This window comes from Rathayibacter sp. AY1A3, assembly GCF_002930975.1.
Classification (GTDB): Bacteria; Actinomycetota; Actinomycetes; order Actinomycetales; family Microbacteriaceae; genus Rathayibacter.
In genome coordinates, this window is the sequence record NZ_PSTO01000002.1 from 1 (window position 1) to 21,271 (window position 21,271).

Sequence of the window (21,271 nt, forward strand, 5' to 3'; positions counted from 1 at the left end):
GACCGACGACGCCCGGAAGGCAGAGCTCGCAGCCCTGGTCGCGCCGGCGAAGGCGATCTTCCTCGACGCGAAGATCGAGTCCGAGCTGATCGACCTCGACGAGGCCGACGCCGCCGAGATGCTCGAGTCGACCGGCCAGACGGAGTCGGGCCTCAACCAGCTCGCGACCATCGGCTTCGACACCCTGGGCCTCCAGACGTACCTCACGGCCGGCCCGAAGGAGACGCGCGCCTGGACCATCGGGAAGGGCTGGACCGCGCCCCAGGCCGCCGGTGTCATCCACACCGACTTCCAGAAGGGCTTCATCAAGGCCGAGATCATCTCGTTCGACGACCTCGTCGAGACCGGCTCGATCGCCGAGGCCCGCGCGAAGGGCAAGGCCCGCATCGAGGGCAAGGACTACGTCATGCAGGACGGCGACGTCGTGGAGTTCCGCTTCAACGCAACCTCTGGGAATCAAAAGTAGAACGCAACCGTGGAATGGAGCGAAAGTGCGGTCGCGGTCGCAACAAGCGTTGCCACGACTATCGCGACGCTTGCAGTGACGAAGGGCGGGGGATCGATCCTCCGTCTTCGCAAATTTGCGTTTACGCTCCAGCCTGGCATCGGCCAGGTCTGGCACCTGACGAAGATTAGCGGGCGCAAGGCTTCCGATGTGGAATACCGCATCGTTGCTGCTGACTCCAGCGAGACTCGGACGACTGCGCCCCTGCCGGGCGGGTCGATGGAGGTAGGGACAGCCTATGGCGTCGACTCTCTCGTGCCTGGCGACACATTTGAGGTGTACTGGAGAGAGGGGCGCCATCAACGCTCGACGTCTCAAATGATTCTCACGGACCAGCGCGTATATCAGCTTCGTCGCGAGAACACTGGGCACTGAAATCCGTAGAGGGGGTCCAGCGTGCTTGGCCGCCTGGCGAGCGTTGGAGCGTCCTAGGCAATTGCGCCGACCAAGCGCTGCGCGTGACTCGATCACCACCCTGGGGGTGGCAGCGGAGTGTTCGACGTAGTGTCAGCCGCTCGGCCGACGCGCGAACCCACTGTGCCACGTCTCCGTGCAGTCTGGCGGATACACTATTCCCTGGCCGCGGGCCTCGGTAGCGCGAAGGTCGATCAGCCCTGCCTCCCAATGCTTAACCTCTTACTCCTTTGCGTGGAGCGGGAGGTCGCTCTGCTTTACCCGGTGGCGCGTGCCGCGAAGCAAGCAAGGTGGGATGCCCGTAGACAGCTCGCCTCGTGCCGTCCTCACCGGTGCAGCATGATCGTCACATGACGAACAAGTTCAACATCGGCGATCGAGTCTTCGTGCCCTCGCGGATCCTGCCGCGTCCTGACCATCAGCCCCATGCCCTCGCGGAAGCGAAGGTCCTGGGTCAGCGCGATCGAACCGTCCGGATCGACCGTCAAGACGCGGCGGGAAACGATATCGAAGTCGCCTCTCGTCTCGTCCACGGAGATAATCTTGGGATCACCATCCTCGAGATCGGGGATTTTGCCACAGAGGTCACTACGCTTGATCCGCTTACTAAGTCGGTCTTGCAGTATCTGCGGCTCCTTATCGATGACGGAATGCTAAGAAAATATAAAGTGAGGACGACATCAGAATTGTCACGTGTGTGGGCGGATGTCGAACCAGTGACGAGCCACGTTTTGATTATTGGGCACGGCGTAGCCGACTCAATCCGATTTATTGACCGATCTAAGCCGGTACGCGGGAACCAGTTAGCGAAACTCCTTCAAAACGCTTCCGCTAGTTCAAGGCCAAAGATCTTCATTTCGTTGAGTTGTCTAACTGGGCGACGACCATTCGCAAACCCTTTCAGCTCTAACGACGTGTGTTCAGACTACATAGCACCGTTTCAATCGATCCATTCTGCGGCTGCATCGCTGTACGCTCAAAGCTTCTTCAGTCATCATCTTCTAAGTGGTGAAGGAGTCGCTTCGTCTCACAAGAAGGCTAAAGCGGCGGTCGGGGACGGCGTTAGTTTCCGCCGGTGGCGTAAGGGTTCGATGGTCCGTTGAACTCGCAGCGCGGTAGCCCGTTGGGAATGTGACGCTCTTGCATCCTCGAACATCGCGGGTCGTCATCGCGTCCTCCGATCAGGTCAGGCCTCTTGTTTCAAACCACGATTCGTCGAACCAGAGGTGAAAACCCTCCTCCTATATCTCGGGCGCCTCAAGGAGTGATAGCTTCGGATTCTGCCGGAGCGGCGGCGGATAAGGCATGACCGAATTTGCCCGTGCCCTGCCGCATGCAGCTAGCCGGTGGCAGGTTCTGCTATTTGTTGTCGCGCAGGTATGCCTTGATGTCGTTGATGAATACGCCAAGCAAATCGCCTTGTCCGGTCGTCAATGTGGGATGCCCAAGGTCCTGTCTCATAGCCTTTAGTAGCGATTCGAAACCGAGCATCGTCTGACGGGGGTTCGGCTTCGCATCTGCGTCCTTGACCGTGGCAATAGAGCGGAAATCATTCCAGGCGAGGATGACATTTCGCGAACCGTAAGTGATGAGTTTCGGGGTAATGTCCGCAAATAAATTTGCCATATCCGCCTCGGTCATACCGTTGGCTTTCTTGCTGAGATTCAACATCTCCATGAGGCCCGTTATCATGCCATCGTAGAGTTCGGTTTTCTTCTCGCGGATGGCATTTTCACGAGAACGTCGCCGTTCGAGCGAGCGCGACGTGAAGTACGTGATGATCGGCACGGACACGACGCCCAGCAGCGCGGCGGTTGCGGTCTGCGTGTCGCTCGGCAACCCGAGGAACCATGACACCAGCGCCCACAGCCCCCAGACCGCCGCTCCGATGATCGCGACCAGAAGCAGACTGCCGAGTACAAGTTGAATCGCCCTACGCATGATTCAATAGATACCAGCCGCGACCGCCCTGACAGTCGCGGGCGCGCTGAAATGGGGAGCGCGACGACCTAAGGCGAGTCTTATACCGTCCTTCTCCAGGCAAAATTGCCAGAACTGCGGGATAGCCGGGGGGCCGAACGTCCACAGATCTGCCAGGGGCGGGCCGAGACGTGGTGGAGTTCCGCTTCAACGTGTAGGACGGCCGCGCTCGGCTCGAGGCGCCCGGTTCGCTCGGATCCCCGGATCCGCGAGCCGGGCGCTTCTGCACGGAGGTGCGGGATCGCCGACCCCGGGAGTCCGACACGAGGCCGGTCACGTCCGCGGACGTCCGCTCCGCCCGTCAGTTCAGCACGTCCCCGATCAGCCAGCTCGACAGCCCGACGAGGGTGCAGACGCCGACGACCACCCAGGCGACGGTCCGGCGGACCGAACGGGAGACCGCCTCCGAGCTGCGGGGAGTGGGACGCAGCGGCGGCGTGTACGCGGGCGGGACGGTGTAGGTCCGGGCCCGCGGGAGGAGTCGGGGGAGAGTGACCGGACGGCCGTCGACCCACTCGGCGGGCAGCTCCGCGGCCTTCGCGGCCTGCAGTGTGAGCTCGACCTTCAGCGGCGATCCGCGGAGGGAGGCGTAGGCGGCGGCGGTGAGACCGAGGCTCGCGAGGTGGCGGAGGGTCGGGGTGAAATCCGCCGAGAGGGTCGGGGAGAGCTCGCCCACCCGCTCGCCGTCGAGACGGAGCTCGACGAGGTCGCCGGCCGGGTGCAGGGTCACCAGCAGCAGGCCGCGGCCGCTCGCCGGAACGACCGTCGAGAGGCGGGCGAAGTGCTCGTCCTCGCGCAGGACCGGCAGGCCCCGCGACCAGGGGAGGATCGAGTGGCGCTCGACGGGCGGCTCGTTGAGCGGCACGAGCAGCTCGGGGGCGACCAGGGCGACGCGGAGGACGGCCCGCAGGCCCTCCTCGCCGCGCTCGACCCGGAGGCGCGCGGTCGTGACCGGGACGGCTCCGCTCGCCACGACCCGGTCGAGAGCGGCCCGGTGGGCGGAGGCGTTCGGCAGGTAGCCGAGGACGCGGCCGCCGGCCCGGACCGAGACGGCGTCGAGGCCGGTGGGGTGATCGGGCTCGGGGATCAGGTCGACCTCGAGGGTCCGCTCGTCGATCTCGCCCTGCTCGAGCGTGCGGCCGATCAGATCGGCGATCTCCTCGATCCGCTCGGCCTCGGCGAGGGCGTCGACGCTCGGGGCGCCGTCGGCGTTCGGGAGCCGGTAGTCGACGCGCTCCGTGACGGGGGTGACGGGTGCGTCCCGCACCACCGCGGCACTGTCCTGCGCGGAGCGGCGCGCCCCGGTGAACCGCCTGCCGTCCCACCAGCGCATCTCGGCCGCATCGGCCTCGTCGCGGGACCAGCCCGCCGGCGCACCCTCGTCCATCGACCCCCCGTTCCTCCGGCGAACGAGTCTACGAGGAGGGCGGGAGCGTCAGAGACCCGGGTCCGTGGCGGCGGGATCCTCGGGGGCGAGCGCGGCCGCGGGCTCTCCCGAAGCGGGGCCGCTCCACGCACCGGACTCCTGCGCCCGAGGGCCGGCGATCCACTCCAGAGCCTCGCGGACGAGCATCCGGACGTGACGCGCGTGGCCGATGGTGACGGGGGCGGGATCCTCGAGGACCTCGAGCAGGCGCTGCAGCACGGCACGGCTCTGCAGTCGTGTCATGGGCCTCACGGTTGGGGCCCGGTCGCTCGGACGGTAGTGCCGATCCGCGACAGCGCACCCGTCTAGGCTCGCCACATGACTCGTCTCGACGGTGCCGTCGTCCTCGTCCTCGGAGCCTCGGGCGGCCTCGGCCGCCTCCTGGCCGATTCGCTGGAGGCGCGCGGTGCCGTCGCGGTGCGCTCGGGGCGCGACTCCGCGGCGCTCGGCGAGGCACCCCTGGTCGCCGACCTGCGCGGGGAGGACGAGCCCCGGCGCGTGGTCGCCGAGGTGCTCGAGCGGCACGGGCGCCTCGACGGCGTCGTCGTGGCCGCGGGCGTCGTGGCCTTCGGGCCCTCCGCCGAGCTCGATCCGGCCGTTCTGGAGGAGCTCGTCGAGGTGAACGCGCTGGCGCCGATCCGGGTGCTGACCGCCGCGCTGCCGTCGCTCGTCGCGTCGGCGGGCGAGGGGCGCGAGCCGTTCGCGCTGACCATCAGCGGCGTGGTGGCGGAGGCTCCGACCGCGGGACTCGCCGCGTACTCCGCCTCGAAGGCGGCACTGCACTCCTTCGTGAAGGCCTCGGCCCGCGAGTACAAGCGGGCGGGCGTCCTCCTGCTCGACGCGCGCCCCGGCCACACCGAGACCGAGCTGTCCCGGCACCCGCTCGCGGGAGACGCGCCCCGCTTCGGCGCGGGTCTGGCGCCGCAGGACGTGGTCGACCGGCTGCTCGACGCGGTCGAGGGCGGCGAGACCGACCTGCCTCCTGCGGCGTTCACCGGCTGACGCCGTCCCGAGACGAGGCGGAGCCGGTCGATCCTCGCGGGAGCGCCCCGGATCGAGCACTGCAGCCTCGGCTGCGTACAGCCGCCGTGATCAGCCTGCGCATCCGGCGGCCGGGACCGCGATCGGCGCGGCAGCCCGTCCGACCGTCCTCCCCGCAGACGCGGGGATACCCGCCGTTCACCGGAGCGTTGCACGGCCGCACTAGCGTCCCTCCGTGCCCGACACCGCCGATGACGCCCTCCGTCCCACTCCCGAGCTGCTCCGCACGCTCACACCCGCCGACGCGCGGGACCTCGTCGTGCTGGACGAGGACGACGACGATCCGGTGCTCCTGCGCCGCGACGGCACTCAGGTCGACACCTGGCGCGAGGGCTACCCCTACGACGAGCGGATGTCGCGCGAGGAGTACGAGGCGGGCAAGCGCCTCCTCCAGATCGAGCTGCTGAAGCTGCAGAACTGGATCAAGAAGCACGGGCGCCGACTCGTGGTCGTGTTCGAGGGGCGCGACGCCGCGGGCAAGGGCGGCACCATCAAGCGCTTCACCGAGCACCTCAACCCGCGCGGAGCCCGCGTGGTCGCGCTCGAGAAGCCGACCGAGCGCGAGGCCGGTCAGTGGTACTTCCAGCGCTACGTCTCGCACCTGCCGGCCGCCGGCGAGATCGTCCTCTTCGACCGCTCCTGGTACAACCGGGCCGGCGTGGAGCGCGTGATGGGCTTCTGCACGCCGGCGCAGTACGACGAGTTCATCCGCCAGACGCCGCTGTTCGAGCGGATGCTCGTCGGCGACGGCATCGACCTGGTGAAGCTGTGGTTCTCGGTCTCGGCGGAGGAGCAGCGCACCCGGTTCACGATCCGCATGATCGACCCCGTGCGCCAGTGGAAGCTCTCGCCGATGGACCTCGCCTCGCTCGACAAGTGGGGCGACTACACCGCGGCCAAGGAGGCGATGATGGCGGCGACCGACACCGCCGACGCTCCCTGGACCATCGTGAAGAGCAACGACAAGAAGCGCGCCCGGCTCGAGGCCATGCGCTACGTCCTGAGCCTCTACGACTACGACGGACGCGACGAGGAGGTCGTGGGCCCGCTGGGTCCGGACCCGCTGATCGTCGGATCGGCCGCGGACGTGTACGAGCGCGGCGAGCACGCCGCGACGAGCTGACCGGGGGGACGGACATGGGGGAGTCGGGGATCGGCGCGGAGCTGCCGGGGGTGCACCTGCGCTGGCTGGCGCTCGACGAGCAGACGCTGGACGCCGAGCGGCTGCTGCCGCTGCTGAGCGACGAGGAGCGCGAGCGCTACGCCGGCACGGTCGCCGCGTCGGCGGCCGAGCGCTTCGTCTTCGGGCGGGTGCTCCTGCGGATGCTCGCGGCCGAGCTCACGGGGACGCGCGCGTCGGAGGTCCGGGTCGTCGCGTGCTGCCCGCGCTGCGGGGGCGCGCACGGCCGGCCGCGGCTGGAGGGACGCGGGATCGCGCTCGAGCTGCTGTCGGTGAGCATCGCGCACTGCGCGGGCGCCGTCGTGGTCGCGGCGAGCAGCGCCGGTGCGGTCGGCGTCGATGTGGAGCCGACGCTGGGCACGCCCGAGCGCGGGGAGCGGATCACGCGCATCGCCGGAGCGCCCTTCGCCACGGGCGGGATGCGCCCCGCCGACCCCGTCCTGCACTGGACCCGGATCGAGGCCGCTCTGAAGGCGGACGGCCGCGGGCTCGAGCTCGACCCGCGCCGGGTGCACGTGCACGAGTCGCACCACGCGGCGGAGGCGCGGATCGACGGCGTCCGCTTCCGGCTGGCCGAGCCGCAGCTGGACCCCGCGCTGCGGGTCAGCGTCGCCCTCGGGCCGATGGGGGACGCGGGCGCCGGGCCCATCATCGGCTGGCGGCGCGAGCACGGCGACGCGCTCGCGGACTCGCTGGTGTCAGCGCCCGGGCGGTAGCGGCGGCAGCTCCTCGTCGAGGAGCCAGGCGTCGAGCAGGTCGTCCACGCCCTCGCCGAGGACCTCGGTGCAGAGCTCGCGGAACTCCTCGTCGGTGACGGCGGCGGAGGCGTAGCGGGACGTCCACTCCCGCAGCAGCCGGAGGAAGGGCTCGTCGCCGACGGTGAGCCGCAGCGCGTGCAGGGTGAGCGCGCCGCGCTTGTAGACGCGGTCGTCGAAGAGCGCGACCGGCCCCGGATCGGCGAGCACGAGATCCTGCGCCGCGGCCCGCAGCACCGCGTGGTGGCGGCGGGCGCAGGCGTCGGCGGTGGCGCGGCCCGACTCCTCCGACCACAGCCACTCCGCGTAGCAGGCGAACCCCTCGTTGAGCCAGATGTGGCGCCACCGGGCGATGCCCACGCTGTTGCCGAACCACTGGTGCGCGAGCTCGTGCGCGATGAGGCGCTCCGAGCCGCCGCGGCCGTCGGCGTGGTTGGCGCCGAACACCGCCATCGCCTGCGCCTCGAGCGGGATCTCCAGCTCGTCCGCCGTGACGACGACGCAGTAGCGGGCGAAGGGGTAGGGCCCGAACAGCCGCGTGAACAGGGCGAGCATGCGCTCGAGCGGAGCGAAGTCGTGCGCGACCCGAGCGGCCAGGGCGGCGGGGCGGGCGAGGGTCACCGCGACCCCGGCGAGCACGCGCTCCTCGATCGCGTAGCGGCCGATCTGCACCGAGGCGAGGTACGCGGCGCTGGGCTCGCGCTGCTCGTAGAGCCAGGTGCGGCGGCCGGAGCGGGCGCTCGAGTCGACGAGCACCCCGTTCGCGAGCACGGCGTAGCCCTCCTCGGCGGTGACGCGCAGGCGGTACGGAGCCTTCTCGGCGACGTCGTCGTTGCAGGGGAACCAGGTGGAGGAGCCGGAGGGCTGCGAGGCGACGAGCACCCCGTCCTCCAGCTCCTCCCAGCCGAGCTCGCCCCAGTGGCTGGCGCGGGGGGCGGGGTGGCCGCTGTACTCGATCTCGACGTCGACGCTCTCGCCGGCGGCCAGCGGCTCGGCGGGGGACACCCGCAGCTTGTGCGGCGCCTGCTCGTGGCGGGCGCGGCGTCCGTCGATCCGGACGCGGGCCACGCGGAGCCGGGAGAGGTCGAGGGAGAACCGCCGGAGCGGCTGGAGCGCGACGATCCGCAGCACAGCCCGGCCGGCCAGGCGGTTCGAGGCGACGCGGTAGTCGAGGTCGAGGTCGTAGGACTCGACGCGGTAGCCGGTGTTCCCGATGCCGGGGACGTAGGGGTCGCCGGCGGTCTCGAGCCCGGTCAGCGCGGGGCTCACGCGACGGGCGCGTGGTAGTCGGCGACGCGCACCTCGCGCCACGGGCCGATCGGGTTGCCGCTCCAGCGGCTGCCCGCGGGCACGAGCTCCCCCCGCATCACGAGCGAGGCCGGGCCGACCGTGCCGTGCTCGGCGATCCGCGCGGCGGGGAGGATCACGCTGTGCGGGCCCAGGGTGGCGCCGGCGTCGAGGCTCACGAGATCCATGCTCATGATTCGATCATGGAACAGGTGCGTCTGCACGACGCAGCCCCGGTTCACGGTCGCTCCGTCGCCGAGCGAGATCAGATCGGCCTCGGGGAGCCAGTAGCTCTCGCACCAGACGCCGCGTCCGATCCGAGCGCCGAGGCTCCGCAGCCACCAGACCAGCGCGGGAGTGCCCGCGGCGGCGTGGGCGAACCAGGGCGCGGCGACCATCTCGGTGAAGGCGTCGGCCAGCTCGCTCCGCCAGACGAACGAGGACCACAGCGGCTGCTCGCTCGGCTCGACCCGCTGGATCAGGATCCACTTCGCGGCGGTGGAGACGGCCGCGGCGACCGCCCCGGCGGCCAGCAGCACGACGCCTCCCACGAGCGCGGCGAGCACCGCCCCGAGCGTCTGGATCAGCGCGAGCAGTCCGGCGACCACGCCGAGGCCGATCGCGACCGAGACGACCACCGGGACGAAGCGGCCGAGCTCCCACGCGATGCGGGCCGCGCGGAGTCGGCGGGCCGGGCGGAAGGTGCGTGCCGACTCCGCCTCCACGACGGTGCGCCGCAGCCGCACGGGCGGTGAGCCCAGCCACGACGAGCCCGCCTTCGACTTCCGGGGCGCGGAGGAGAGGACGGCGACGAGTCCGCCGGCGGGCACGGTGTGACCGGGAGCCGCCATGCCGGAGTTGCCGAGGAACGCGCGCTCGCCGATCTCGGCGCGGGCGAGCCGCATCCAGCCGCCGCCGAGCGCGTAGGAGGCGACGAGCGTGTCGTCGGCGAGGAACGCGCCGTTGCGGATGGTCGTCATCGCGGGCAGGAGCAGCACCGTCGAGGCCTCGACGTCGCGTCCGACCTTCGCGCCGAGGAGCCGCAGCCAGACCGGGGTGAACAGGCCCGAGTAGAGCGGGAAGAGCAGGACCCGCGCGGAGTCGAGCAGCCGCTCCGTCGACCAGACCTGCCAGCCGATCCGACCGCGCACAGGGTGGGTGCCCGGCTCGACGCCCCGGCCGAGCAGGCGCACCAGGACGACGACGAGAGCGGCGAGGACGACTCCGGAGACGGCGACGGCGGGCACGAGGGCGGCGAGAGCGGGCCCGAGCGCGGCGCCGAGGCCGGCCGAGCCGCGCACGGCGGCGGCCACGACGGCGAGCCCGGCCGCGAGGGCGAGGACCGGGACCGCCGCGAGGCCGACCGCGGACGCTCCGTACGCCCAGACCCAGCCCGGGCGGCGCGCCGGGCGCTCCGAGGGGAACCCGGCGTTCGCCCTGCCGAGCCGCTGGGCGGGGGATCCTCCCCAGCGCTGCCCGGCCGGCACCCGCCCGAAGACGGCCGATCCCGGCTCGATCTGCGCGTGCTTGCCGATCCGGGCGCCGGGGAGGAGCGTGCTGCGCGCGCCCACCGTGCTGCCGGCGCCGACCCGGACGGCGCCGACGCGCAGGACGTCGCCGTCGATCCAGTAGCCGGAGAGGTCGACCTCGGGCTCGATCGCGGCGCCGCGCCCGAGCGTGAGCATCCCGGTCAGCGGAGGGAGGGAGTGCAGGTCGACGTCGTCGGCGATGCGGGCGCCGAGCGCGCGGGCGTAGTAGGCGACCCAGGGCGCGCCCGCCAGGCTCACGGCCTTGAGCTGGAACGCGATCTGCTCGGCCAGCCAGAGCCGGAGGTGCACGCTCCCGCCGCGCGGGTGGTCTCCGGCTCGGATCCCGCGCAGCAGGGTGCGCGCGGCGAGGACGGTGAGCCCCATCCGCCCGAACGGCGTGAGGAAGAGCGCGAAGGCGGGGATCAGCGCGGCGAGCGGAGCGGTGGGCAGCCAGCCGAACCCCGGCACCAGGTCGAGCACCGCGGTGACGCTGAGGATCGCTGTGATCCAGCGGGCGCTGCCGAGCACGAGCAGTGGTGCGCCGAGGAGGGTCTGCAGCACGCGCATCCTGAGGGGGACCGGCGCGATGCGGTGAGCGGACACCTCCGCAGTGCCGGTCGAGCGGCTCTGGATCTCGGCGGCCATCGCCGCGAGACGCGGGTGGGCGTAGACGTCGGCGACCGTGAACTCGGGGTCGCGCTCGCGGATCCGCGCGACCAGCTGGGCGGCGGCGAGGGAGCCGCCGCCGAGGTCGAAGAAGTTCGCCCGCTCGTCGACCGGCACGCCGAGCACGTCGCGCCAGAGGGCGGCGAGCCACGCCTCCTCGGGGTCGAGGGAGGCGTCCTCGGTCGTGCCCACGGCGAGCGGCCAGGGGAGTGCGGCGCGGTCGACCTTGCCGGAGACGCGGGTCGGCAGCTCCTCGACCACGGCCAGCAGCGGCACGAGGGATGCGGGCAGCTCCTCGCGCAGGCGGGCGAGCGCCGCGTCGCGGTCGAGCTCCCGGCCGCCGGCGAGGGCCAGGTAGCCGACGAGGACCTGGTTGCCGGCCGCCGTGGTGCGGACCGCGGCCGCCGCCCCCGAGACTCCGGGGAGCGCCTGCAGCGCCGCCTCGACCTCGCCGAGCTCGATCCGCCGACCGCCGAGCTTCACCTGGTCGTCCGCGCGCCCCTGGAAGACCAGGCCGGCGCTCTCGAAGCGCACCAGGTCGCCGGAGCGGTAGGCCCGCTCCCAGCCCAGGAGCGGTGCCGGCGCGTACTTCTCGGCGTCCTTGACCGGGTCGAGGTAGCGCGCGAGCCCGACCCCGCCGATGACCAGCTCGCCGACCTCGCCCTCGCCGACCCGCTGCCCGTCCGCGTCCACGACGGCGAGCCGCCAGCCGTCCAGCGGCAGCCCGATGCGCACCGGGGGAGGCCCGCCGAGGGGCGCGGCGCAGGCGACGACGGTGGCCTCGGTCGGCCCGTAGGTGTTCCAGACCTCGCGGCCCTCGACGGCCAGGCGCTCGCCGAGCTCCGGCGGGCACGCCTCGCCACCGAAGATCAGCAGGCGGACGTTCTCGAGCGACTCCGCGGGCCAGAGCGCCGCGAGGGTCGGGACGGTCGAGACCACGGTGATGCCGTGCGTGGTCAGCCAGGGGCCGAGGTCCATGCCGCTGCGGACCAGCGAGCGGGGAGCGGGGACGAGGCAGGCGCCGTGCCGCCAGGCGAGCCACATCTCCTCGCAGGACGCGTCGAACGCGACCGAGAGACCGGCCAGCACCCGGTCCCCGGGGCCGAGCGGCTCCGCCTGGAGGAAGAGGCGCGCCTCAGCGTCGACGAAGGCGGCGGCGGAGCGGTGGCTGACCGCCACTCCCTTGGGGGTTCCGGTGGAGCCGGAGGTGAAGATGATCCAGGCGTCGTCCTCGAGCGAGGGCGGCTGCAGCAGCGGGATCGACGCCGTGCTCGGGTGCGGCGCGCTCGCGGTGAACAGGCGCGCGGCCGGCTCGTCGGCGCCGGTGCGCTCGAAGCGGCCGGAGCCGGTGATCACGCCGCGGACGGCGGCCTCGCCGAAGACGAGGCGCGCCCGCTCCTCGGGGTCGTCCGCGTCCACCGGGACGTACGCGGCTCCCGCGGCGAGGACGGCCAGGATCGCAAGGTAGAGCTCGCGGGAGCCGCTGGGCATGCGGATCCCGACGCGGTCGCCGCGTCGGACCCCTGCGGTGGTGAGCTCGCCCGCGAGCTGCACCGTGCGGGCCAGCAGCTCCCGGTAGCTGAGCGCTCCGGCCGGGTCCTCCAGCGCGGAGGCGTCCGGGTGGCGCTCCGCGGTGTCGCGGAGGACGTCGACCAGCGTGCGGGGAGGAGGGGTGGCCGCTCCGGCGTCGAGCACGTCCTGGGGGCCGGCCGTCTCGGTCACGTCTCGTCTCCGTCCCGGCCGCGCGATCGGGAGCGCGGCGGCCGGGGCGACACCGTAGGGAGGCGGGGTGACGCGGAGGTGAACAGGCGGGGTCGGCCCGCCCGGCTCAGTGCGCCATCGGGAGCGGCGCGTCCGACTCCGCCGGGCGGCGGACGAAGAACGCGGCCACGATCGCGACCGTCGCGATCGACGCGCCCCACAGGAACGCGGAGTGGATGCCGCCGGCGTAGGAGGCGGCCTGGTCGGCTCCGCCCTGCGCGAGCTCCGCCGACCTGATCGAGAGGACGGTGACGAACAGCGCCGTGCCCGCCGCGCCGCCCAGCTGCTGCACGGTGCCGATGATGGCGCTGCCGTGCGAGTAGAGCGAGGGGCGCACCGAGCCGAGGCCGGCGGTGAACAGCGGCGTGAAGACGAAGGCGAGGCCCAGGCTGAGGGTCACGTGCAGCGAGAGGACGAACCAGGGCGACGAGTCCGCCGCGAGCAGGGTGTACCCCCACAGCGCGCCGGCGACGACGATCGAGCCGGGCACGAGCAGCACGCGCGGGCCGAAGCGGTCGTAGCCGCGGCCGACGAACGGCGCGAGCAGGCCCATCAGCAGGCCGCCGGGGAGCAGGAGCAGCCCGGTCTCCAGCGGAGTGAGGCCCAGCACGTTCTGCGTGTAGAGGGGCAGCAGGATCAGCGTGCCGAAGAGCGCCGACATGCTGACCGCCATCATCGCGATGACGATGGTGAAGTTCGCGGAGGAGAAGGTCCGGAGGTCCAGCAGGGCCCGGTCGGTGCGCTGCAGCAGGAGCTGGCGCGCGATGAAGCCCGCGAGGCCGAGGCCCGCGACGACGAACGGGATCCACGGCGCGACGACCGCGGCTCCGCCCTCGCCGAGGCTCGACAGGCCGTAGACGAGGCCGCCGAAGCCGAAGACCGAGAGGACGACCGAGAGCGAGTCGATCGGGATGGAGCGGGGCTCGGTGACGTTCTCGACCTTGCGCAGGCCCAGGAGCAGCGCGCCGATCGCGATCGGCAGCACGATCCAGAACATCCAGCGCCAGCCGAGGAAGTTGAGGATGACGCCCGAGATCGTCGGTCCGACGGCCGGAGCCACCGAGATGACGATCGAGATGTTGCCCATCATCCGGCCGCGGATCGCCGGGGGCACCAGCGTCATCACGGTCGTCATCAGCAGCGGCATCATGATGGCCGTGCCGCCGGCCTGCACCACGCGGGCCGCCAGGAGGACCGCGAAGGTCGGGGCGAGCGCGGCGGTGAGCGTGCCGAGGCTGAAGAGGATCATCGCGGCGGCGAAGAGCGTGCGGGTGTGCAGCCGCTGGATCAGGTAGCCCGTGATCGGGATGACGACGGCCATCGTGAGCATGAAGGCGGTCGAGAGCCACTGGCCCACGTGCGCCTCGACGTCGAAGTCGCGCATGAGGTCGGGCAGCGCCACGCTCATGATCGTCTCGTTGAGGATCACGACGAACGCCGACACCAGCAGGAGGCTGATGACCAGGCGGCTGCGCGGCTCGAGGGTCGTGGCGGCGGCAAGTGCGGCGGGCCGCGCGGCGGGAAGGGTGCTGCGCTCGGTCACAGGTGTTCTCCGGTCGTGAGGGGATCGGTGTGAGGGGCGCATCGACGGCTCGACTCGCGGGCGCGGATGCGGGGTACGGAGGGAGAACAGCGGCGGACGCCCCGGACATTCCCGATCGACGGGGATCCGCTGCGAGAGGTCTCAGGTGAGGACCGCGGAGAGCGCGGAGGACGCGGCCTCGGCCTCCTCGAGCGTGGCGCCCTCGCCGAAGCTGAACCGCACGGCGGTCCGGGCGACGTCGGGGTCGAGGCCGAGGGCCAGCAGCGCGGGCGAGGGCTCGTCGCGCCCGGCGGCGCACGCCGAGCCGCTCGAGACGACGACGCCGCGTTCCTCCAGCTCGAGGAGCGTCGACTCGCCGCTGCGCCCGGGGACGGCGTACGCCGCGATCGAGGGGAGCCGGTGCGCCGCGGAGCCCAGCGGCACGGCCCGGGGCGCCAGGGCCGCGACCCGCTCGGCGAACGCGTCCCGGACCGCTCCGACCCGTGCCGCGCGGTCCGGATCGAGCAGGTGCACCGCGGTGCCGAGCGCGACCGCGAAGGCCACGTTCTCGGTGCCCGAGCGCCGCTCCCGCTCCTGGCCGCCGCCGTGCAGCAGGGGCTCGAACGGGAGCCGGCTGCGCAGCAGCAGCGCCCCCACGCCCTTCGGCGCCCCGAGCTTGTGCCCGGAGACCGAGACCGCGTCGGCGCCCCAGCCCGCGACGTCCAGCCAGCCGGCGGCCTGGACGGCGTCCACGTGCAGCGGCACGCCCCGCGATCGGCAGAGCGCCGCGATCGCCGGAACGTCCTGCACCGTCCCGATCTCGTTGCTCGCCGCGAGCACCGAGACCAGTGCGGTGTCCGGCCGGACCAGCGCGGCGAGCGCGTCGAGGTCGAGCAGGCCGGTCGCGTCGACGGGGGCCGTCGACACCTCGAAGCCGTGCAGGCGCCGGAGGTGGTCGGCCGACTCGACGGTCGCCTCGTGCTCGAGCGCCGAGATCACCAGGTGCCGTCCGCGCGGCGATCCCAGCGCGAGGCCCTTGACCGCCGTGTTGATCGACTCCGTGCCGCCGGAGGTGAAGAGCGTCTCGGAGGCGCGGCCGCCGAGGAAGCGGGCCACGTGAGCGCGCGCCGCCTCCAGCGCGCGCGCCGCGGCGTCGCCGAGCGAGTGGCTGCTCGACGGATTGCCGTACTCGGCGGTGAGGAACGGCCACATGGCCTCCAGCACCTCGCGGCGCACGGGCGAGGTCGCGGCGTGGTCGAGGTAGATCACTCGACCGCGATGTCCAGGCCGAGGTCGAGCGAGCGGACGCTGTGGGTGAGCGCGCCGACGGAGATCACGTCGACCCCCGCCTCCGCGATCGCGCGCACGGTCGAGAGGTCGACGCCGCCGCTCGCCTCGACCACGGCCCGCCCGCCGATGAGGGCGACGCCCTGGCGGAGCAGTTCGGGGGTGAAGTTGTCGAGCATGATCGTGTCCGCGCCTCCCGCCAGCGCGGGCTCGATCTGGTCGAGCCGGTCGACCTCGACCTCGAGGTGCGCCGTGTGCGGGATCGAGGCGCGCGCCGCCCGCAGGGCCGCGGTCAGGTCGATCCCGCGCGCGGCGAGCACCGCGAGGTGGTTGTCCTTCGCCAGCACCGCGTCCGAGAGCGAGAAGCGGTGGTTGCGGCCGCCGCCGCTGCGGACGGCGTGCCTCTCGAGCGCGCGCAGGCCCGGCGTGGTCTTGCGGGTGTCGACGATGCGGGCGCGCGTCCCCTCCACCGCGGCGACGTACTGCGCCGTCAGGGTGGCGATGCCGCTCATCCGCTGCACGAGGTTGAGCGCGACGCGCTCGCCGCGGAGCACGCCGCCCGCGGGGCCCTCGATCCGGGCGAGGGTCTGCCCGGCCTCGAAGACCGCGCCGTCCTCCACGAGCACCGAGCAGCGGATCCGGGAGTCGACCTGCCGCATCGTGCCGATGAGGACGGCGCCGCCGCTGAAGACGCCGGGCTCGCGGGCCACGAGGGCGGCGCTCGCGGTGGCGTCCGCGGGGAGGAGGGTGTCGGAGGTCAGGTCGCCCCAGGGCGCGTCCTCCTCGAGGGCGAGGGTGACGACGCGGTCGATGCTCTGGCGGGTCAGCACGGAAGGGCCGCCTCTCTGGTGGGGGCGGCGGCGCTCGCCGTCGCGGGGTCGGAGGAGTCGGTGCGGTGGTGGGCGCCGACGGAGTGCGTGCGCGCGAGCGCGGCGTCGATGAGAGCGAGGGCGCAGGTCAGCAGGTTCGCGTCCTCGAGCGTCCTCAGTTCGAGCGGAGCGGGCGAGGCGGAGGCGACGAGCGCGTCGCGCGCCGCTGTGAGCCCCGCCGCGTCCCGGGAGAGGCCGGCTCCCGCCCACATCGCGTCCTGGAGAGCGGCGCGGTCGAGCGTCATCGGCACGACGGCGCAGGGAGGGGCGACCGGGCCCCCGCTCCAGGAGAGGGAGTCGAGGGCGAGCGCCGCGCGGCGCGCGAACACGACGCCCTCGAGCAGGCTGTTGGAGGCGAGGCGGTTCGCGCCGTGGACGCCGGTGCGGGCGACCTCGCCGACCGCGAACAGCCCGGGGAGGCTGGTGCGCCCGTCCAGGTCCGTCGCGATCCCGCCCATCCAGTAGTGCGCGGCCGGAGTCACGGGCAGCAGGTCGTCGGCGAGCGAGAGCCCGTTCTCGCGGCAGGCCGCCGAGATCGTCGGGAACCTCTTCGCCAGCACCTCGGAATCGATCGCCCGGGCGTCCAGGTGCACGGGCAGTCCGCCCTGCAGCCGCATCCGCTCCGCGATCGCGCGCGCCACGACGTCGCGCGGCGCCAGCTCGGCCTCGGGGTGCACCCCGGCCAGGAACCGCTCGCCGGCGGCGTCCCGCAGCACCGCGCCCTCGCCGCGCACCGCCTCCGAGACGAGGAAGCCGCCCGGCAGCGCGAGCGTGGTCGGGTGGAACTGGTAGAACTCCAGGTCCGCCGTCTCCGCTCCTGCCCGCAGGGCGGCGGCGAGCCCGTCCCCGGTCGCGACGGACGGATTGGTGGTGTGCCGGTAGAGCTGACCGGCGCCTCCGGTGGCCAGCACGACCGCGTCGGCCGTCAGGCGCTCGAGCACGCCGTCGTGCAGGACGTCGGCGCCCGTGACCGAGACGCCCTCCCGCACCAGGTCGACCAGGGCGGCGTGCTCGCGCACCTCGACGGACGAGGCCCGCACCGCCGCCACGAGCGCGGCCTCGATCGCGGAACCCGTCGCGTCGCCGCCGGCGTGCAGGATCCGCGGACGCGAGTGGGCGCCCTCGAGTCCCCGCGCCAGCTCGCCGCCCTCACGGTCGAAGCCGACGCCCCACTCCTGCAGCACCGCGACCGCCTCCGGCCCCTCGGCGCAGAGCACCTCGACCGCCGAGCGCACGGCGAGGCCCGCACCGGCGGTGAGCGTGTCCTCCACGTGCAGCGCCACGGAGTCGCCCGGCGCCGTGACCGCGGCGATCCCGCCCTGCGCGGCGCGCGTCGACGACTCCGCCAGCGCGCCCTTGGTGACGAGCAGCACCTCGTGGCGGCGCTGCGCCGTCAGCGCGGCGACCAGCCCGGCGATGCCGCTGCCGACGACGACGACCCGTGCCATGTCAGACCGCCGCCGGCCCGGCGGGCGGAACGGCCGCGAGCATCCGCTCGAGGGCGATGCGCGCCTCGGCCTGCACCGATTCCGCGACCTCGATGCGGTTGAGCACCGTCCCCGCGACCAGTCCCTCGAGCACCCAGGCGAGGTAGCCGGGGTGGATGCGGTACATGGTCGAGCAGGGGCAGACCACGTCGTCGAGGCAGAAGATCGTGTGCTGCGGGTACTGGACGGCGAGGCGCTGCACCAGGTTGATCTCGGTGCCGATCGCGAAGGTCGATCCCGCGGGTGCCGCCTGGATCGCCTTCACGATGTAGTCGGTCGAGCCGTACTCGTCGGCCGCGTCGACGACCGCCATCGGGCACTCCGGGTGCACGATCACGCGCACGCCCGGGTGATCGGCGCGCGCCTTCGCGATCTGGGCCGTCGTGAAGCGCTTGTGCACCGAGCAGAAGCCGTGCCAGAGGATCACCTGCGCGTCCAGGAGTGTCGCGGTGTCGGAGCCGCCCTGCGGCTTCCGCGGGTTCCACATCGGCATCCGCTCCAGCGGCACGCCCATCGCCTTGGCGGTGTTGCGGCCGAGGTGCTGGTCGGGGAAGAACAGCACCCGCTGCCCGCGCGCGAACGCGTCCTCGAGCACGGTCGCCGCGTTCGAGGAGGTGCAGACCACGCCTCCGTTGCGGCCGCAGAACGCCTTCAGCGCGGCGGAGGAGTTCATGTACGTGACCGGGACGAGCGGCACGCGGCCGTCGGCGTCCGGCTCGGTGCCGTAGAGCTCGGTGAGCTCGGCCCAGGCGTCCTCGACGGAGTCGATGTCGGCCATGTCCGCCATCGAGCAGCCGGCCGCCAGGTTCGGGAGGATCACGGCCTGCTCCGGTCCGGAGAGGATGTCGGCCGTCTCCGCCATGAAGTGCACGCCGCAGAAGACGATGGCCTCGGCGTCGGGCCGGCTCGTCGCCGCCTTCGCCAGCTGGAACGAGTCGCCCACGTAGTCGGCGTACTGCACCACCTCGTCCCGCTGGTAGAAGTGCCCGAGCACGACGACCCGCTCGCCGAGCGTCTCCTTCGCCGCGAGGATGCGGTGGTGCAGCTCGTCGGCGCTCGCCGTCGTGTACTCCTCCGGCAGACGTCCCTGGACCGGGGCGTCGGCCGGGATCGGGTCGGCCTGGGAGGCGCCGGGCCCGTAGGCGGGCAGGCCGAGGTCGAACGACCAGGGGGCCTCCGCGAGCTCGGGCGCGCAGGTGGCGCCGGGCGCGGAGCCGCCCTCGATGAGCCGGATGGTGCTGTCGACGGATGTCACGGTGTTCTCCTCGTGAGGCGGGTGGGGGAGTCGGGCGGCGCGCTCAGACGGGCAGCGGGCCGTTGTCGACGAGCGCCGCCGACTCGTCGTAGCGGTAGAGGCGCGGGGGACGGTGGCGGGTGCCCGTCAGGCGCTCCCCGGTGGGCACCACGGTGCCGGAGCTCTCGATCGTCCGGCGGAAGTTGGCCGGGTCGAGGGGCTTCTGCAGGACGGCCTCGTGGACCTCCCGCAGCTGGGACAGGGTGAAGGCGCCGCCGAGGAAGGCCTGCGCGATGCGGGAGTACTCCATCTTGTTGCGCAGGCGCCAGAGGGCGTAGTCGACGATCAGTCCGTGGTCGAAGGCGAGCTCGAGCGGCAGATCGGTGCAGAGCCAGGCGACGTTCTCTCCCACGATGGCCTCGTCGGCCTCGGCGGAGCGCACGAGCGCCCAGTAGACGATCGACACGACGCGGTCCTCGCCGGGGGAGCGGTCGGTGCCGCCGACGGCGTAGAGCTGCTCGAGGTAGCGCGGAGCCAGGCCCGTGGTCTCGCGGAGAGTGCGGCGGGCCGACTCGGCGAGGTCCTCGTCCGGATGCAGCGGTCCGCCGGGCAGTGCCCAGAGTCCCTCGAACGGCTCGCGGATGCGCCGGACGACGGGGATCCAGACGGTGCTCGCTCCGGTCTCCAGGTGCGGCCGCAGGGCGAAGATCACCGTCGACACGGCGAGCTGCACGTCCGGCATCCGGTGCCCCCTACTAAGAGTCGCACCGACTGTAAGTGCTGGGATCACCTTAGTGTCACGAACACCTGAACACCTAGCGGAAGAGGCGACACGCCGCGCAGGGTCCGCCCTCACCGCTAGGCTGACCGCACAACCGAATACCGGGCCGCAATACGCGACGCGGGAGAGCCGACTCCGGTCGGCACCGAAGGAGCAAGCCTCCCCGCCAATCTCTCAGGTCTTGTACCGCGTCGAACTGGCCACTCTGGAAAGCGATCCGCTCGGATCCGCCCATGGTGAAAGCGCTCGACCCCTCGGGGCGGCGCGAATCTCTCAGGCTCCACGACAGAGGGGGAGTTCCCACGGCACTGCTGTGCTCTGCCGCGAACGCGGCGCGAGTCCAGCACTGCGACGAAATGGAGAACTCATGTCCGAGACCCCGACGACCAGCCCCGAAGCCCGCTACTCGCCCCTGCACGAGGTGCACGTCGCCGCCGGCGCGTCCTTCACCGACTTCGCCGGGTGGCAGATGCCGGTCCGCTACTCCGGCGATCTCGCCGAGCACCACGCCGTGCGCACTGCCGCCGGCCTCTTCGACCTCTCGCACATGGCCGAGATCCTCGTCGTCGGCCCCGAGGCGGTCGACGCCCTCGACTACGCGCTGGCGAGCGACATCTCGGCCGTCGCCGCCGGCCGCGCGAAGTACACCCTCCTCCTGGAGCGCACGGGCGGCGTGATCGACGACCTCGTCGTCTACCGCACGGGCGAGGACCGCTTCATGGTCGTCGCGAACGCGGCCAACCGGCACATCGTCGTCGAGACGCTCCGCGACCGCACCGCGATGTTCGAGTGCGAGCTGTTCGACGAGAGCGACGACGTCGCCCTCATCGCGCTGCAGGGCCCGCGCTCGCTCGAGATCCTGCAGAACGTCCAGGGCCTCGCCGTCGAGACCGAGCGGGGAGCGGAGTCCGTGCTCGACACGGACGACGCCGCCCGCCTGCTCGCGGAGCTGCGCTACTACCGCGCCGTGCCCGCGACCTTCGAGGCGCATCCGATCCTGATCGCGCGCACCGGGTACACGGGCGAGGACGGCTTCGAGATCTACGTCTCGCCCGACTCCGCTCCCGCGCTCTGGCAGGCTCTCGCCGAGACCGGCGCCGGAGCGGGCCTCGTCCCCGCCGGCCTCGCCGCCCGCGACACCCTCCGCCTCGAGGCGGGCATGCCGCTCTACGGCCACGAGCTCTCCCGCGACGTCTTCCCCGCACAGGCCGGCCTCGGCCGCGTCGTCGCCTTCGGGAAGCCGATCGACTTCGTCGGCCGCGCGGCCAGCGAGGAGGGTCCCTCCGGAGACGCTCCCGTGCTCGTCGGGCTCGTCGGCGAGGGCCGCCGCGCCGCCCGTGCCGACTACACCGTCCTCTCCGGCGACGACGAGGTCGGAGTGGTCACCAGCGGCGTCCTCTCGCCGACCCTGGGCGTCCCGATCGCGATGGCCTACGTCGCCCCCGCCTCCGCGCAGCCCGGGACGGCGCTCGCCGTCGACATCCGCGGCACGCGCCTCCCGATGACCGTCACCGAGCTCCCCTTCTACTCGAGAAAGAAGAACTGAC

18 protein-coding genes and 1 riboswitch are annotated in these 21,271 nt (G+C 72.3%); of the genes, 6 read left to right on the top strand and 12 right to left on the bottom strand.

Annotated elements, in window-relative coordinates:
• Both C5C10_RS01060 and C5C10_RS17465 read left to right on the top strand, forming a co-directional pair.
• A partial coding sequence (locus C5C10_RS01060; RefSeq protein ID WP_146082083.1) for a DUF933 domain-containing protein occupies positions 1-466 on the top strand: 466 nt, incomplete at its 5' end.
• A gap of 9 nt (positions 467-475) precedes the next feature.
• Entirely contained in the window at positions 476-880 is a 405-nt protein-coding gene (locus tag C5C10_RS17465; protein WP_146082084.1) for a hypothetical protein, read from the top strand.
• Positions 881-1,245: 365 nt separating this feature from the next.
• Here C5C10_RS17465 and C5C10_RS01065 read toward each other — a convergent pair whose 3' ends face one another.
• The 4 genes from C5C10_RS01065 to C5C10_RS01080 form a co-directional block, all read right to left on the bottom strand.
• Positions 1,246-1,452 (bottom strand): hypothetical protein, encoded by a 207-nt coding sequence (locus tag C5C10_RS01065; protein ID WP_104328303.1) that lies wholly within the window; start codon positions 1,450-1,452, stop codon positions 1,246-1,248.
• An 826-nt stretch (positions 1,453-2,278) separates the two neighbouring features.
• Positions 2,279-2,860, bottom strand: a complete 582-nt coding sequence (locus C5C10_RS01070; RefSeq protein WP_104328304.1) for a hypothetical protein — start codon at positions 2,858-2,860, stop codon at positions 2,279-2,281.
• Between the two features lie 340 nt (positions 2,861-3,200).
• Positions 3,201-4,286, bottom strand: a complete 1,086-nt coding sequence (locus C5C10_RS01075; protein WP_104328305.1) for a hypothetical protein — start codon at positions 4,284-4,286, stop codon at positions 3,201-3,203.
• A 48-nt stretch (positions 4,287-4,334) separates the two neighbouring features.
• Positions 4,335-4,568 carry a hypothetical protein gene (locus C5C10_RS01080; protein WP_104345335.1) on the bottom strand — a complete coding sequence of 78 codons (234 nt, stop codon included), beginning with the start codon at positions 4,566-4,568 and terminating at the stop codon, positions 4,335-4,337.
• A 75-nt stretch (positions 4,569-4,643) separates the two neighbouring features.
• On the opposite strand from C5C10_RS01080, the gene C5C10_RS01085 reads away from it, so the two are divergent.
• The 3 genes from C5C10_RS01085 (at position 4,644) to C5C10_RS01095 (ending at position 7,262) form a co-directional block, all read left to right on the top strand.
• Positions 4,644-5,327 carry an SDR family oxidoreductase gene (locus C5C10_RS01085; protein WP_104222961.1) on the top strand — a complete coding sequence of 228 codons (684 nt, stop codon included), beginning with the start codon at positions 4,644-4,646 and terminating at the stop codon, positions 5,325-5,327.
• Positions 5,328-5,628: 301 nt separating this feature from the next.
• Positions 5,629-6,489 carry a polyphosphate kinase 2 gene (ppk2, locus tag C5C10_RS01090; protein WP_244230712.1) on the top strand — a complete coding sequence of 287 codons (861 nt, stop codon included), beginning with the start codon at positions 5,629-5,631 and terminating at the stop codon, positions 6,487-6,489.
• A gap of 14 nt (positions 6,490-6,503) precedes the next feature.
• Entirely contained in the window at positions 6,504-7,262 is a 759-nt protein-coding gene (locus C5C10_RS01095) for a 4'-phosphopantetheinyl transferase superfamily protein (protein ID WP_104222962.1), read from the top strand.
• On the opposite strand, the gene C5C10_RS01100 is transcribed toward C5C10_RS01095, so the two are convergent.
• The 8 genes from C5C10_RS01100 to C5C10_RS01135 form a co-directional block, all read right to left on the bottom strand.
• On the bottom strand, positions 7,245-8,570 hold the full coding sequence (locus tag C5C10_RS01100; protein ID WP_258060335.1) for a M1 family metallopeptidase: 1,326 nt from the start codon (positions 8,568-8,570) through the stop codon (positions 7,245-7,247). The two genes, C5C10_RS01095 and C5C10_RS01100, sit on opposite strands and share 18 nt — an antisense overlap.
• Entirely contained in the window at positions 8,567-12,505 is a 3,939-nt protein-coding gene (locus tag C5C10_RS01105; protein WP_181073354.1) for a Pls/PosA family non-ribosomal peptide synthetase, read from the bottom strand. The genes C5C10_RS01100 and C5C10_RS01105 overlap by 4 nt, the downstream gene beginning before the upstream one ends.
• 106 nt (positions 12,506-12,611) lie before the next feature.
• On the bottom strand, positions 12,612-14,129 hold the full coding sequence (locus C5C10_RS01110) for a DHA2 family efflux MFS transporter permease subunit (RefSeq protein WP_104328307.1): 1,518 nt from the start codon (positions 14,127-14,129) through the stop codon (positions 12,612-12,614).
• A 99-nt stretch (positions 14,130-14,228) separates the two neighbouring features.
• The gene (locus C5C10_RS01115; protein WP_104328308.1) at positions 14,229-15,335 is read right to left on the bottom strand and encodes a cysteine desulfurase family protein; all 1,107 of its coding nucleotides are present in this window, start codon (positions 15,333-15,335) and stop codon (positions 14,229-14,231) included.
• On the bottom strand, positions 15,332-16,183 hold the full coding sequence (nadC, locus tag C5C10_RS01120; protein ID WP_104328309.1) for a carboxylating nicotinate-nucleotide diphosphorylase: 852 nt from the start codon (positions 16,181-16,183) through the stop codon (positions 15,332-15,334). Before nadC ends, C5C10_RS01115 begins: the two co-directional genes overlap by 4 nt.
• Positions 16,177-17,670 carry an L-aspartate oxidase gene (gene nadB, locus C5C10_RS01125; protein ID WP_104328310.1) on the bottom strand — a complete coding sequence of 498 codons (1,494 nt, stop codon included), beginning with the start codon at positions 17,668-17,670 and terminating at the stop codon, positions 16,177-16,179. Before nadB ends, nadC begins: the two co-directional genes overlap by 7 nt.
• A gap of 1 nt (position 17,671) precedes the next feature.
• Complete coding sequence (nadA, locus tag C5C10_RS01130; RefSeq protein WP_104328311.1) at positions 17,672-18,964, bottom strand: quinolinate synthase NadA; 1,293 nt, start codon at positions 18,962-18,964, stop codon at positions 17,672-17,674.
• 43 nt (positions 18,965-19,007) lie between these two features.
• Positions 19,008-19,685, bottom strand: a complete 678-nt coding sequence (locus tag C5C10_RS01135) for an NUDIX domain-containing protein (protein ID WP_104328312.1) — start codon at positions 19,683-19,685, stop codon at positions 19,008-19,010.
• A 150-nt stretch (positions 19,686-19,835) separates the two neighbouring features.
• Positions 19,836-19,923, top strand: a riboswitch (glycine riboswitch).
• A 168-nt stretch (positions 19,924-20,091) separates the two neighbouring features.
• Between C5C10_RS01135 and gcvT the strand changes: the two genes are divergently transcribed.
• On the top strand, positions 20,092-21,270 hold the full coding sequence (gene gcvT, locus C5C10_RS01140) for a glycine cleavage system aminomethyltransferase GcvT (RefSeq protein WP_104328313.1): 1,179 nt from the start codon (positions 20,092-20,094) through the stop codon (positions 21,268-21,270).
• Position 21,271 lies beyond the last annotated feature (1 nt).